The sequence below is a fragment of the Sulfitobacter sp. HGT1 genome (genome assembly GCF_013282155.1).
Lineage (GTDB): Bacteria > Pseudomonadota > Alphaproteobacteria > Rhodobacterales > Rhodobacteraceae > Sulfitobacter.
The window spans coordinates 24,112-38,323 of record NZ_BLWI01000009.1; the positions used below are offsets into that span (position 1 = coordinate 24,112).

Annotated in this window: 13 protein-coding genes and 1 riboswitch; of the genes, 9 read left to right on the plus strand and 4 right to left on the minus strand. The window is 58.7% G+C overall.

What is annotated here, in order from left to right; all coding sequences use genetic code 11:
* Window positions 1-108: 108 nt before the first annotated feature.
* The 4 genes from HGT1_RS09865 (at window position 109) to HGT1_RS09880 (ending at window position 5,108) form a co-directional block, all read left to right on the plus strand.
* On the plus strand, window positions 109-2,118 hold the full coding sequence (locus HGT1_RS09865) for an acetate--CoA ligase family protein (RefSeq protein ID WP_176249778.1): 2,010 nt from the start codon (window positions 109-111) through the stop codon (window positions 2,116-2,118).
* A gap of 18 nt (window positions 2,119-2,136) precedes the next feature.
* Entirely contained in the window at window positions 2,137-2,916 is a 780-nt protein-coding gene (locus HGT1_RS09870; RefSeq protein ID WP_176249779.1) for a carnitinyl-CoA dehydratase, read from the plus strand.
* A 70-nt stretch (window positions 2,917-2,986) separates the two neighbouring features.
* Entirely contained in the window at window positions 2,987-4,249 is a 1,263-nt protein-coding gene (locus tag HGT1_RS09875; protein WP_176249780.1) for a glycosyltransferase family 4 protein, read from the plus strand.
* A 4-nt stretch (window positions 4,250-4,253) separates the two neighbouring features.
* Window positions 4,254-5,108 (plus strand): SDR family oxidoreductase, encoded by an 855-nt coding sequence (locus HGT1_RS09880; protein ID WP_176249781.1) that lies wholly within the window; start codon window positions 4,254-4,256, stop codon window positions 5,106-5,108.
* A 16-nt stretch (window positions 5,109-5,124) separates the two neighbouring features.
* Here HGT1_RS09880 and HGT1_RS09885 read toward each other — a convergent pair whose 3' ends face one another.
* Genes HGT1_RS09885 through thiB form a run of 3 tightly spaced genes read right to left on the minus strand, consistent with a single transcriptional unit; the run spans window position 5,125 to window position 8,313 of the window.
* Window positions 5,125-5,817 (minus strand): ATP-binding cassette domain-containing protein, encoded by a 693-nt coding sequence (locus HGT1_RS09885; protein ID WP_176249782.1) that lies wholly within the window; start codon window positions 5,815-5,817, stop codon window positions 5,125-5,127.
* On the minus strand, window positions 5,804-7,360 hold the full coding sequence (locus HGT1_RS09890) for a thiamine/thiamine pyrophosphate ABC transporter permease ThiP (protein WP_176249783.1): 1,557 nt from the start codon (window positions 7,358-7,360) through the stop codon (window positions 5,804-5,806). The genes HGT1_RS09885 and HGT1_RS09890 overlap by 14 nt, the downstream gene beginning before the upstream one ends.
* Entirely contained in the window at window positions 7,336-8,313 is a 978-nt protein-coding gene (gene thiB / locus HGT1_RS09895; protein WP_176249784.1) for a thiamine ABC transporter substrate binding subunit, read from the minus strand. The genes HGT1_RS09890 and thiB overlap by 25 nt, the downstream gene beginning before the upstream one ends.
* Window positions 8,314-8,347: 34 nt before the next feature.
* Window positions 8,348-8,446, minus strand: a riboswitch (TPP riboswitch).
* A 92-nt stretch (window positions 8,447-8,538) separates the two neighbouring features.
* Between thiB and aroC the strand changes: the two genes are divergently transcribed.
* The 3 genes from aroC to HGT1_RS09910 all read left to right on the plus strand — a co-directional run bounded on the left by aroC (window position 8,539) and on the right by HGT1_RS09910 (window position 11,800).
* Entirely contained in the window at window positions 8,539-9,639 is a 1,101-nt protein-coding gene (aroC, locus tag HGT1_RS09900) for a chorismate synthase (protein ID WP_176249785.1), read from the plus strand.
* Between the two features lie 105 nt (window positions 9,640-9,744).
* Window positions 9,745-10,722, plus strand: a complete 978-nt coding sequence (locus tag HGT1_RS09905; protein WP_176249786.1) for a DMT family transporter — start codon at window positions 9,745-9,747, stop codon at window positions 10,720-10,722.
* A 130-nt stretch (window positions 10,723-10,852) separates the two neighbouring features.
* Entirely contained in the window at window positions 10,853-11,800 is a 948-nt protein-coding gene (locus HGT1_RS09910) for a cyclase family protein (protein WP_176249787.1), read from the plus strand.
* A 75-nt stretch (window positions 11,801-11,875) separates the two neighbouring features.
* Here the strand turns inward: HGT1_RS09910 and HGT1_RS09915 are convergent, their stop codons facing one another.
* Complete coding sequence (locus HGT1_RS09915) at window positions 11,876-12,745, minus strand: branched-chain amino acid aminotransferase (RefSeq protein ID WP_176249788.1); 870 nt, start codon at window positions 12,743-12,745, stop codon at window positions 11,876-11,878.
* 162 nt (window positions 12,746-12,907) lie between these two features.
* Here HGT1_RS09915 and HGT1_RS09920 point away from each other — a divergent pair, with 162 nt between their 5' ends.
* Both HGT1_RS09920 and HGT1_RS09925 read left to right on the plus strand, forming a co-directional pair.
* Complete coding sequence (locus HGT1_RS09920) at window positions 12,908-13,420, plus strand: MarR family winged helix-turn-helix transcriptional regulator (RefSeq protein WP_176249789.1); 513 nt, start codon at window positions 12,908-12,910, stop codon at window positions 13,418-13,420.
* Window positions 13,417-14,118 carry a response regulator gene (locus HGT1_RS09925; RefSeq protein ID WP_176249790.1) on the plus strand — a complete coding sequence of 234 codons (702 nt, stop codon included), beginning with the start codon at window positions 13,417-13,419 and terminating at the stop codon, window positions 14,116-14,118. Before HGT1_RS09920 ends, HGT1_RS09925 begins: the two co-directional genes overlap by 4 nt.
* The last annotated feature ends 94 nt before the right edge of the window (window positions 14,119-14,212 follow it).

The following is a 14,212-nucleotide window of genomic DNA, read 5'->3' on the forward strand; positions in this document are numbered from 1 at the left end:
GCCGGAGAAGCCCCCTGCCTGCGATGTACGGTTGGGGGTGGACCCGTCTTCTCTGGCTTATAAATATCCTCGCCGAAGGCATAGAATCTTTTTGCATGGTGGTCGCGTATGAAGCGTGACCTTAACAGATTGCTGCGACCTAAATCGATTGTCTTGATTGGCGGCGGCGCTTGGGGCGCGCAAGTGATTAGGCAATCAAAAAGGATGGGCTTTCAAGGCGCGCTTTATATTGTGCACCCAAAAGCGGTGAGCATCGAAGCTGTCCCGGCCTTTGGATCACTCGCCGAACTGCCTGAAGTGCCCGATGCCGCGTTTATTGGTGTGAACCGGAAGGCCACGGTTGAGGTGGTGGCCGAGTTGTCAGCCATGGGAGCGGGCGGCGCTGTTTGTTTCGCATCCGGGTTTTCCGAGGCGGAAGCGGAAGACGATACAGCAAAGGCGTTGCAGGCCCGTCTGGTATCGGCGGCAGGATCGATGCCGGTCTTGGGGCCCAACTGCTATGGTTTCATCAATGCCTTGGACGGCGCGTTGTTGTGGCCGGACCAGCACGGATGCCGCTCTGTCGACCGCGGCGTTGCGATCCTGACGCAATCGTCAAACATCGCGATCAATCTGACCATGCAGCGGCGTGGGTTGCCGATTGCCTATATAGTGACATGTGGAAATATGGCCCAAACCAAGCAAGCTGACATTGCTTTGGCCTTGTTGGATGATCCCAGGGTCACCGCCATCGGTCTGCATATCGAGGGGTTTTCGGACACGCTTGCGTGGCACAAGCTGGCCGTCGCGGCTGCGGGAAAAGGCATTCCGTTGATCGCGCTCAAGGTTGGTCTATCGGATCAGGCGCAGCGTGCAACTGTTTCGCATACGGCATCTTTGGCCGGGGGGGATGCCGGGGCTGCCGCGTTGCTGGACCGGTTGGGAATAGCAAGGCTGCGCGATTTGCCGAGCTTTCTTGAGACGTTGAAGCTTCTTCATGTGAATGGCCCGCTTGAAGCGCCATTGTTGTCGTCGGTCAGTTGTTCCGGAGGAGAGGCAAGTCTGGCGGCCGATACCGCCTACGGGCGTGCCGTTTCGTTCCCCGACCTGACGGGCGCGCAGAAAACTGCGTTGCGTGATGCGCTTGGGCCGATGGTCGCCCTTTCGAACCCGTTGGATTACAACACCTATGTCTGGCGCGACGTTGAAAAGATGACGGCGGCGTGGTTGCCAATGGCCGCTGATCATATCGGCCTGACGTTGTTGATTGTCGATTACCCCCATACCGATGCCAGCGATTGGGAATGTGCCACGCAAGCGGCGCTGAACCTGCGCGCGCGATCTGGGAAACCGGTTGCCGTTGTTGCGACATTGCCTGAATTGATGCCGGATGATGTGATGGCGCGTCTCATTCAAGGTGGCGTTACCCCGATCTGCGGCCTGACCGAAGCGATTACTGCGGCGGAGGCGGCAGCGTTTGATGCGCAACCCGACCCAGTGCCGCCCTTGCAGCCCGGCACCGACCGCAACGGAGATTTGATACCCGAGGCGGTGGCGAAAGAGATGCTTGGTAAATTTGGTCTGATGGTCCCAAAGGGGCGCGCGGCAAAAACGCCAGCCGAGGCGGCGGCAGTTGCTGCCGAAATTGGCGGTCTGGTCGTGCTGAAGGGGCAGGGGTTGGCCCATAAGTCAGAGGCCGGTGCGGTGATTGTGGGCCTTGCGCCAGATGCCGTTGAAGGCCGTGCAATGTCTATGCAGGCCGACAGCTTTTTGGTGGAAGAGATGATTGCAGATCCGGTGGCGGAGCTGTTGATCGGGGTTACGCGTGATCCGGCGCACGGGTTTTTGTTAACCATCGGGGCGGGTGGAGTGTTGACCGAGCTTTGGCAAGACACCGTTTCATTGTTGTTGCCAGTCACGCCGCCACAGGTGGCCCGCGCAGTGCAGCGTTTGCGCATTGCGCCTTTGCTGAACGGGTATCGGGGCAAGCCGGCTGCCGATCTGGGCGCGATCACGCAAGCGGTCATGGCGGTTCAGGCCTATGTGATTGCGCATCAGGATGTGATCAGCGAGGTTGAGGTTAACCCGTTGATCTGTGGCACGGACAACGCCATTGCCGTCGATGCCTTGATCCGCTGAACCCAGAAGGAAAATCTTATGAGTGTCGTGAAAACCGAAGTTGACGGAAGCGTATTGCTGGTGACGCTGGACCGCCCCAAGGCCAATGCGATTGATCTGGAAACGTCCAAATTAATGGGCGATGTATTCCGCGATTTTCGCGATAATCCAGACCTGCGCGTTGCGATTATCACTGGTGGAGGTACCAAGTTTTTCTGCCCCGGATGGGATTTGAAAGCGGCCGCTGATGGCGATGCGGTGGATGGTGACTATGGCGTGGGCGGCTTTGGCGGGTTGCAGGAATTGCGCGGTATGAACAAGCCGGTGATTGCGGCGGTGAACGGCATCGCCTGCGGTGGCGGGCTTGAGCTGGCATTGAGCGCGGATATGATACTGGCGGCCGATCACGCGACCTTTGCGCTGCCTGAAATCCGGTCCGGTACGGTCGCCGATGCCGCCAGTGTGAAGCTGCCAAAGCGTATTCCCTATCACATCGCGATGGAGCTGTTGTTGACCGGCCGCTGGTTTGACGCGAACGAGGCGAAGGGCTGGGGCTTGGTCAACGAAATCCTGCCTGCGGATCAGCTGATGGATCGCGCCTGGGAACTGGCGCGGCTTTTGGCGTCGGGACCGCCCTTGGTCTATGCGGCGATCAAGGAAATCGTGCGCGATGCCGAGGATTCCAAATTTCAGGATGCGATGAACCGGATCACGGGGCGGCAGCTCGAAACGGTTGATATTCTTTATGCATCCGAGGATCAGTTGGAAGGTGCCCGCGCCTTTGCCGAGAAACGCGACCCGGTTTGGAAGGGTAAATAACGGCAATGTTTGCAATGCGCGGCGGGCTTGGGCTATTTGATCCGGCATCAGTCACTTTCGGGCGAAACCTATGAAAATCATGTTTGTTCACCAAAATATGCCCGGCCAGTACCGCGAGTTGGTGCAATGGTTGGCCGATACCGGCGAACATCAGATTTACTTTCTGACGCAGCGGCAAAAGCCGCCCAGTTTCAAAGGCGTCGAAACGCGGATCTACAAGACCCATCACAAGCCTGCCAAAGATGCCTATGGTCTCTCCAAAAACTGGGAGGAATCTGCCGGCAACGGTTTGGGGGCTGCCCGTGCGGCGCGCCGGATCGAAAAGACCGAAGGGTTCAAGCCCGATATCGTGATTGGCCATGTCGGTTGGGGTGAATTGACGTTCTTTAAAGACGTTTGGCCGGATGTGCCGATTATCGGTTTCTTTGAATATTTCTATAGCGATAGTGGGGGCCCGGTCGGGTTTGATCCCGAAGACCCGGTGACCGAAGACACGGCATTTTTGCTGCGCGTCCGCAATGCGGTTCCGCTGGCGAATATCGAAACCGTCGACATCGGGCTTAGCCCGACATTCTGGCAGCGCGACCGGTTTCCGGAAAGCTTTCATGACAAGCTCTATGTCTGTCACGACGGTATTCGCACGGATCAGCTAAAACCGAACCCAAAAGTGCGGCTGAAGCTGGGCCGGTTGGATCGCGATTTGACCCGCGAAGACGAGATCGTGACCTATATTGCCCGCAATCTGGAACGCACGCGCGGGTTCCATGTGTTCATGCGGTCCTTGCCCAAAATCCTCAAGGAACGCCCCAATGCGCGGGTTCTGATATTGGGCGGCAATGACACGTCTTATGGCGGAAAAAGCAAGCACCCTGGCGGTCTGCGCGCCGAGATGGAGGCCGAGGTCGGCAAGGATGTCGATTGGAGCCGGGTGCATTTCCTGGGCAAGCTGCCCTATGAGGATTACCAGAAGATCGTCCAGATCAGCCGCTGCCATCTGTATTTGACGATGCCCTTTGTGTTGTCGTGGTCCTTGCTTGAATCCATGGCGATGGAGGCGACGATCGTGGCCTCTGATGTGGCCCCTGTGCGCGAGGCGATCACACATGGGGAAACCGGTTTGCTGTGCGATTTCTTTAATCCTGCAGCCCTGGCGGATCAGGTGATCGACGTATTGGCCGCACCCGCGAAATATGCCCACCTTGGGCCTGCCGCGCGCAAGCATGTGGTGCAGACCTATGATTTCCTGACCAAATGCCTGCCCGAACATATCGCCCAGATCAACGATCTTGTGGCCGCAGATAAACGGATCAGGCTGCCGTTGAAAGAGGACTAAGCCGATGGACAAGACGCTGTTATCGATTGGCCACGGGTACAGTGCGCAGGCGTTGGCAAAACGGTTGCTGCCCCAAGGGTGGCGCATCGTCGGGACAACGCGCAGCGCCGATAAAATGGATGAAATCGCTGCCACGGGGGTAGAGCCTTTTGTCTGGCCCGGCGCTGATCTGGGTGCGCTGTTGGCGTCGTTTCCGAATATCTTGGTGTCTGCCGGGCCGGGCCCGGACGGTGATCCGGTTTTGAACGCAACCTATGATGACATCGCCCGCGCCGCGCCCGATTTGCGCTGGCTTGGTTATCTGTCAACCACTGGCGTTTATGGCGATCATGGCGGCGGCTGGGTTGATGAAAACACCCCGCTGACCCCGTCAACCAAACGGGGCCAGGCGCGTGTCGAAGCTGAGGCCCGCTGGCAGGGCATTCCCGATCTGCCGCTGCATATCTTCCGGCTGGCGGGCATCTACGGCCCCGGTCGCGGTCCCTTTGCCAAGGTGCGTGCGGGCACTGCGCGGCGTATTATCAAGGACGGTCAGGTGTTTTCGCGCATCCATGTCGATGACATCGCATTGGCGTTGGATCTGTCCCTGCACAGCCCGGTCCCCGGCGCGATCTATAATCTATGCGACGATGACCCGGCCCCGCCCCAAGATGTTATCGCCCATGCCGCCGAATTGTTGGGCGTGCCCGTCCCGCCCGCCATCGCGATTGATGATGCGGTTATGACCCCGATGGCGCGCAGCTTTTATGCAGAAAGCAAAAAGGTCCGGAATGACCTGATCAAGAACACCTTGGGCTGGTCACCAACATACCCGACCTATCGTGCGGGGCTAAAGGCGATGCTTGCCTTGGAAAGCTGATCTTGAGGGGCGCTGATCAGCCCAGATATTCACGCAGTTCAGGCGGCGGATTATCCATCAGCTCTTTGGCGGGTTCGGGGGCGTGGGCGATGCCGTTGGCGACAAAGATAACCTCGTCCGCGATACGGGCCACATCCTTGGGGTCGTGGGTGACCATGATCAGGGCGGCACCCGTTTCTGTGACAAGCTGTTGCACCAGATCCAGCATTTCGTTGCGCAGGGCGGGCCCAAGGGCGGCAAAGGGTTCATCCAGCAAGACGAATGGCCGCGCCTGAACCAAAACCCGCGCAAGGGCGGCACGGCTTTGTTGCCCGCCCGACAGCGACCCTGGTTTGCGATCGGCCATATCCGCCAGACTGACACGGGACAGCGCGCTTTCGACCTCGGCCCTGTCATCGGCTGTCAGCCGCATGTCGCTGCGCAGGCCAAGCCCGACGTTTTGCATGACGCTGAGATGCGGAAACAGGTTGTTGTCTTGGAACAGCATCGTCATGGGCCGCGCACCGGGGGCGGCATCGGTGATATCGCGCCCGTCCCAGATCAAACGGCCGTGGGCCAGCGGCACAAACCCGCAGAGCGCGCCAAGCAGGGTTGATTTGCCAGCCCCCGACGGGCCGATCACGGCATATTTCTTGTGCGGTTCAATCGACAGATCGGCCCGCAGCGAAAAGTCGTCTTGGGTGATTACCGCTTGTTCAAGCTTCAGCATTCATGCGCCCCGCCTTGTCGAATATCCAGAATATGCCCAATGACAGCGCCAAAAGGATCAGCGCGGCACCGGCTGCGGCCTCCATTTGATAGCTGCCCATCAGGCGATACATCTGCAAGGGCAGCGTTGTGCGGTCTTGGTCCGCAAACAGCGCGATCACCCCCAGATCCCCCATGGACAACGCCCCCGTCAGCCCCATCGCAAAGCCGATCTGCGGGCGCAATCGCGGCAAGGCCACCCAACGCCAGAACGGCCAGCCGGTCAGGGACAGTGCCTGGGACAAGCGCCCGTAAACCTGCACCGTATCGCGCAGGGGCGGTACCAGAATACGCAGGGCAAAGGGCAGCGCCATCAGGGCATTCACCAATGCCGTCACAGGCAAGGCCAGCGCAACAGGATCAGCGAAAGGATTGATCAGGATAAACCACCCCGTGCCGATCATCAGGGGGGAGGCGGCAACACCGAACAGGCCAACCGCCTCGACGCTGCCGCGTTTTGCGGTGGCGATCCAGCCTGCCATTGGTAGGGCAAGCACCAGCAAAACGGCGATACTGACCATGGCAACCCCAACAGAGGTACCTGCCGCCTGCCAGACGCTTGCCGGTGTCAGCAGAATACCCGCAAGCCCGCGTGTGACGATTGCCCCCAAGGGTAACAGCAGGAACAATGCACCGATGCCGATCGCCAAGATGTCGATGATGCGCTGCACGCCGCCCCGCGCATCCCAACGCTGGCGCGGGCGGTCCTGGCCGCCGCCCATGCTGACGCTTGGGATGATCCACAGCGCCAGCAAGGCGGCACTGCCCGCCAGCGCAAGCTGCACCAAAGACAGGATCGCGGCGCGGCTTAGGTCGAAATCGAAACGGAATGCCTGATAGATTGCCAGTTCAATGGTTGTGGCGCGCGGCCCGCCGCCAAGGGTTAATGCCACGGCAAAGCTGGTCAAACAGATCACAAAGATCAACGCCGCCGTGCCCGGCACGATCTGGCGCAGCATCGGCCATTCGATGCTTTGGAAGACGGCACGAGGTGTCAGGTCAAGCTGGGCGGCCAAACGAAACCGTTCGGCGGGAATTGTCTGCCACGCCTGCAACATCAGCCGTGTGGCAAGCGGCAGGTTAAAGAACACATGCGCCAGCACCACCCCGTGCAGCCCGTAAATTGAAAGCGTTGGCAGGTTCAGGGCAGACAGCGCCATGTTCAACCACCCTGCGCGGCCGAAAACCGTCAGCAGACCCAGAACGGCCACGATCACGGGCAGAATGAACGGTGCGCCAAGTAAGGTCACCAACAGACCGCGCCCCGGAAACTGTCTGCGGGCCAGGGCGCGGGCAATTGGTATGGCAAGCAAACTGGACAGGACAGCCGATATCGCGGCCTGAAAAACGGTAAAGCGGATCGCAGACCAGTCAGCCGGACCAAGGCCGCTGCCAAATTCGGCGCGCGTCAGCACTGCGCAAACTGCAGCAAGGATCAGCCCGACCACCAAAGCAGCCGCGCCGATCCCTGTTTTTGTGCTTATTGCGAAAGCGCGGAGAGCCATTCAGCCAGCGCCTCTTCACGAAGGGCGGGAACGTCCTCGTTCGGGATCAGCAGCGCCTTTCCCGGGGTGATCAGGGTCTCGAACCCTTTTGGCAGGCCCTCTGCCGGCATCACCGCAGGGTACATCCAGTTGGTGGTCGGCAGCGCCGTTTGTGCCGCGTCTGCCACCATGAACTGCATGAAGGCATCGGCCAGATCGGGTTGGTCGCTGCCCGCCAGTTTACCAACCACTTCGATCTGCATGTAGTGGCCTTCGTCAAAGGCTGCGGCGGTTTTGGTCGCGTCCTCCTCGGCGATCAGGTGATAGGCGGGCGATGTGGTATAGCTCAGCACCATGTCCGCCTCGCCCTCAAGGAACAGACCGTATGCTTCGGACCAGCCTTTGGTCACGGTCACGACATTGTCGGCCAGCCCTTGCCAGATTGCGGGGGCTTCATCGCCGTAAGCGGCCTTGACCCACATCAACAAACCCAGACCGGGGGTGGAGGACCGCGGATCCTGGATCACGATTTTCAGGTCGCTGTCTGCCAGCGCTTTGAAATTCGCGGGCGGTGTCAGGTCTGTGCCATGTACAAAGGCGAAATAGCCCCAGTCGTAGGGCACAAAGCTGTCGTCGTTCCAAGCGATCGGCAGGTCGTAGTCGGCGGTGACAGCGGTCTGCGCAAACAGGCCGGTTTCCTTGGCCGCGGCGATCAGGCTGGTATCAAGGCCCAGCACCACATCGGCGTCCGACCGCGCGCCCTCAAGCTTGAGCCGTGCGAGCAATGCGGCACCGTCGCCCATGCCGACGAACCTCAGATCACAAGCGCAGGTTTGCTCAAACGCCTTTTCGATCACCGGGCCGGGGCCCCAATCGGAAACAAAACTGTCATAGGTATAGACCACCAGTTCAGGCGTGTCGGCATAGGCCGAGGTTGCAAGGAACGTGGTGGCAGCAAGTGTAAGATACTTCATGGCATCCTCCAAAATGCGGCGTCAGAAAGCGTTGGAGTGATGTCCAGACCTTCCCTCCGCCGGTGTTAACCGGTTCAGGTTCAACGGGTCCGTGCAATGCACATCTCAGCCAATGGCCCCCCGAGGTGCCCCATCGGTAGAACGGTTGCCAACCGCTTGCAAGGCGAAATCCCTTGAGGCACGTGGGCAGCCCCGCTATGGATCACGGCCAAAGGAGCACCCGATATGTCGATCAACAGCTTTGGCCATCTTTTCCGCGTGACCACCTGGGGCGAAAGCCACGGGCCAGCCTTGGGTGCGACAGTCGACGGCTGCCCCCCCGGCGTGCCGATCGACGAAGCCATGATCCAGCAGTGGCTGGACAAGCGCAAACCCGGCCAGAACAAATACACTACCCAACGGCGCGAAGCCGACGAGGTGCGCATTCTGTCGGGCGTGTTCGAAGGGGTAAGCACGGGCACACCGATCCAGTTGATGATCGAAAACACCGACCAGCGGTCGAAGGATTACGGCGACATCAAAGACAAGTTCCGCCCCGGTCACGCCGATATCACCTATTACCAGAAATACGGCATCCGCGATTATCGCGGTGGCGGGCGGTCTTCGGCGCGGGAAACGGCAAGCCGCGTGGCGGCTGGCGGCTTGGCCCGCGAGGCGATCAAGGCGATTGCCCCGAATGTGCAGATCACCGGATATATGGTGCAGATGGGCCCGCATAAAATCGACCGCGATGCGTTCGACTGGGGCCAGATCGAACAGAACCCGTTCTGGGTGCCTGACGCAAAAGCCGCTAACGTTTGGGCGGAATATCTGGACGGTCTGCGCAAGTCCGGATCATCCGTCGGCGCGATCATCGAAGTGACTGCACGTGGCGTGCCCGCTGGCCTTGGCGCGCCGGTCTATGGCAAGCTGGACACCGATCTGGCTGCCGCGATGATGAGCATCAATGCCGTCAAAGGCGTCGAAATCGGCGAAGGCATGTCAGCGGCAATGCTGACCGGAGAATTGAACGCGGACGAGATCAGCATGGGCCCAGATGGCCCCGTCTATTCGTCAAACCATTCGGGCGGTATCTTGGGCGGGATCAGCACAGGGCAGGATATTGTCGTGCGTTTTGCGGTCAAACCGACATCAAGCATCCTGACCACCCGCAAGACGATCACAAAGTCGGGCGAAGATACCGAGATCATCACCAAAGGGCGTCACGACCCTTGCGTCGGCATCCGCGCGGTGCCAGTTGGCGAGGCGATGATGGCCTGCGTTCTGCTGGACCACATGCTGCTGCACCGGGGGCAGGTTGGCGAAAATCAGGGTCACATCGGCTGAGGTAAGCGGAAAATTTCAAATTTTCCGGGTCGGAATTTTTGGAAAATTCCGTCGCAGGTGACGCAGGGTCTTGCGCTTTGATCTACTGGGGCGCAAGCATCCGGAATGGCAGCTGCAATGATCGAACACCGCCCTGGACGGGCCATCGCCCTCAAGCTGGGGGCGATCTTTCTATTCACGGCGATGTCTGCAGTTATCAAAATCGCGACCGAGACGGTTCCGGCAGCGCAGGCTGTTTTCTTCCGGTCGTTTTTTGCCTTTCCGATCATTATTTTGTGGCTTTGGCAGCGCGGCGATTTGCGCCACGGGTTAGAGCCGTCGAACCTCATGGGCCATGTCTGGCGGGGTGTATTTGGTACAACGGCGATGGGGTTGACCTTTGGTGGCCTTAGCCTGCTGCCTTTGCCCGAAGTCACGGCAATCGGCTATGCCACGCCTTTGTTTACCGTGATTTTTGCCGCGATTTTTCTAAAAGAACGGGTGCGGTTGTTTCGTTTGTCTGCGGTCGGCGTCGGCCTGATCGGGGTTTTGATCGTCCTGTATCCCCGCTTCACATTCAGCGGTGACACCGTTTCGCAGATGGCAACGATGGGCGCGCTTATGGTCTTGGGGGCGTCGATCATGCGGGGGTTGGTGCAAATCCATGTGCGCCGTCTGGTTCAGACCGACAGCACAGCTGCCATCGTGTTCTTCTTTTCCCTGACAGCGACGGTGCTTTCCTTTCTGACCTGGCCTTTGGGTCTGCTGTTGAATTGGGCCCCGTTGACATGGGTGAACCCTGGCCTTGAGATCAGCATATTGTTGATTTGCGCAGGGTTGGTGGGCGGTGTCGCCCAGATCATGATGACATCATCATTCAGGTTCGGCCCGGTGTCGATGTTGGCACCGTTTGACTACGCATCCATGATTTTCGCGACCATTATCGGCTGGGTGATCTTTAGCGAAGTCCCGACGCCTGCCATTCTGATCGGTGCCGGCTTGGTGATCACCGGCGGTGCGCTGATCATCTGGCGTGAACGCCAATTGGGGCTGGACCGGTCCAAAGCCAAGGCCAGCAGCACACCAATGGGCACGCCCAGCTAGACCGTCAGACGCAGCGTCATTTGCCGGGGAAGTGCCCGTGATGATGGAAATTGTGGTATCTTAGCCCCCTAGACGTGCGGAATCATCCATCAAGAATGGTCCGCATCTATTTTCTGGGAGGAAAAAGATAATGACTTTTAGACCAATTATTATTGCCAGTCTTGTATTGAGTTTTGCTGCGACCAACGTTTTTGCCCAAGATTGCGCGCCTTCGAAATGGGGTGCCGAGGATCAGATCGGATCAGCCAATCTGGTCAGTGCCGAGCGGACTTTGGCGGCGGCGACGTTGATCAAGCAGGGCAAGTCCATGCCGCTTGGCATCGTCATCGGCCCTGACACGCCGGCCTTTCCGCCACGCTCCTTAAGCTTGCAAATCGTGCAGCCGAACCAGCAGGGCGGTCAAAAACTGTCGGGGTTCGGTTACGAGGGGAACTATAACGACGATATCATCCAGACCTGGATCGGCATCGGGTCGCAATTAGACGGGTTGGGCCATCTGGGCGAAAACGGCCAATACTACAACTGTCTGGACGAGAAAGAGATTTCCGCAATCGGCGGCCTGACCAAGCTGGGCACACATGCGGTACCGCCCTTGGTTGCCCGTGCCGTTATCATCGATATGGCCAAGCATTTCGGCAAAGACACGTTGGCCGCCGGTGAACATTTCGGCGAGGCCGAGATCAAGGCCGCGATGGAGGCGCAAGACGTCACCGTGAACGAAGGCGATATCGTTCTGTTCCACACCGGCTGGACCGATGGCATGTTGGAAAGCGACCCGGCAGCATGGGGGTCAACCGAGCCGGGCCTGAACAATGAGGGTGCGGTTTACATGGCGTCGATGAACCCGATGGCCGTTGGCGCGGACACATGGGGGTTGGAGGCGATCCCGGCCAAAGAAGGCGATAAGGTTTTTTATGGCCACGTGACGCTGCTGAAAGACAACGGCATCTATATTCTAGAGACCATGAACACCGGGCCATTGGTGCGTGATGGCGTCAAGGAATTCATGTTCGTTCTGGGTCAGCCGCTGATCAAAGGCACGGTACAGGCGATGATCAACCCCGTCGCGCTGTACTAAAATCTAGCTGAAACGAAAAACGGCGCGGGGGGTACCCGTGCCGTTTTTTGCGTTTCTTGGGGTAAAGTTGGTGGATCAGGACCGCACCAGCTTTTCGTAGTCTTCCGAAATCTCACGGGTCAGCGCGCCGACCTCGAAGGTGTAATCGGCGATCTGGCCAACGGGCGTCACTTCGGCGGCGGTACCGGTCAGCCAGCACTGCTCGAAGCCTTCCAGTTCTTCGGGCATGATGCGGCGCTCGTGGACGGTCAGGCCCTTTTCCTTGAGCATCCCGATCACGGTCTGACGTGTCAGGCCATTCAGGAAGCAATCGGCCAAAGGCGTGTGGACTTCGCCGTCTTTGACGAAAAAGATATTCGCGCCGGTCGCTTCGGCGACATAGCCGCGGTAGTCCATGAACAAGGCGTCAGAGCAGCCTTTGGCCTCGGCCGCGTGCTTGGATGTGGTGCAGATCATGTACAGACCCGCAGCCTTGGCATGGACGGGGATCGTCTCGGGCGAGGGGCGCTTCCATTTGGAGATGTCGAGCTTTGCGCCCTTCATCTTGGCGTCGCCATAATAGTTGCCCCATTCCCAACCGGCAATCGCCAGACGCACAGGGTTGCGTGCCGCAGAAACGCCCATGTCGGGGCCGGCACCGCGCCATGCAACAGCGCGCACATAGGCGTCCGTCCAGCCGTTGGCCTGAAGCATTTCATATTTGGCCGCTTCGATTTCATCCACAGTGTAAGGGATTTCGAAATCCAGATACTGGGCCGATTTGCGCAGGCGTTCGGAGTGCTCGCGGCCTTTGAAGATTTTGCCGTTATAGCACCGTTCGCCTTCGAACACAGACGAGGCATAGTGCATGGCGTGGGTCAGAATATGGACATTGGCATCACGCCAATCGACCATTTTACCGTCCATCCAGATTTTGCCGTCGCGATCATCATATGCGCCATCCATGGTGTATCCTTCCTTGATGCGTCATCAGAATTTATGAATGTTGCGTGAATTACGCCCGCATCGGACATTTTCTTACGCAAAACCTGGGATTCGTTAGCCTTTGACACTTGGAAAGTCAACAACGCTGACGTAAACTTGGGCCCGAACCTGCAGGAGAGACCAATGGCAGACGGACGCGGCACATCTTCTCATTCCGGCGAAAACCTGTTGTTTTTGACAGATGAACAGTTGCGCCAAGCCATCGAGGCCATGTTCTTTGCCTATCGGGGTTTTACCGCTGACCCGGACCGGATTTTGGTGGATATGGCCTATGGTCGCGCGCATCACCGCGCCATCCACTTTATCAATCGGGCACCGGGCACAACCGTGAATAACTTGCTGGGGTTGCTGGGTGTTACAAAGCAGTCCCTAAATCGTGTGTTGCGCACTTTGATCGCTGATGGTCTTGTCCAAAGCCAGGTGGGGAAATCAGACAAGCGGGAGCGTCACTTGCATTTGACCGAAGCAGGCCGCGCGCTTGAGCAAACATTGTCGGATGCGCAGCGCGTGCGGATGCGCAGTGCCTTTCGCGAAGCGGGCCCGGAAGCCGTTGCCGGTTTTCGGACCGTTTTGGAGACGATGATGGACCCCGAAATGCGCCACAGCTATATGCGCCTTAAGGAAAATGGCGGTTGAGCGAAATGGATGCGCATCTGTTGATCGTTGATGACGACGAACGCATACGGACATTGTTACAGAAGTTTTTGATGCGGCACGGGTTTTTGGTGACCTCTGCCCGTGATGCCGCGCATGCACGGCGCATTCTGGCAGGGTTGGATTTCGATTTGATCGTGCTGGATGTGATGATGCCGGGCGAAGACGGGCTGAGCCTGACACGCGGCCTGCGCGAAAAGATGACAACCCCGATTTTGTTGCTGACGGCAAAAGGCGAGACGGATAACCGGATCGAGGGGCTTGAGGCGGGTGCCGATGATTATCTGGCAAAGCCGTTCGAGCCAAAAGAATTGCTGCTGCGCATCAATGCGATTTTGCGACGTATGCCGGATACGAGTGTTTCAGACACTGCGCCAAAGGTTCTGTCGATGGGACCGATCCGCTATGATATCGAGCGGGGCGAGCTGTGGCAGGGGGATGATTTGGTCCGGTTGACGGCGACTGAAATCCAGCTGATGCGGATTTTCGCCGCGCAGCCCGGCGTGGCGCTAAGCCGGTCAAAGCTGGTCGAGGAACTGGGCCGTGATCGCGGGCAGGCGCAGGAACGCGCCGTGGATGTCCAGATTACGCGCTTGCGTCGCAAGATCGAAGATAATCCCAAGCAGCCGCGATACCTGCAGACCGTTCGGGGTGCAGGTTATATGCTGGCACCTGACTAGATAAACGGCAGTTGATTGGGGGTTTCACACCCCCAAACCCCCGTGGGATATTTTTGAGCCAGAGAAGTTGCGGGCAATGTCTGGAAGGCGCGGG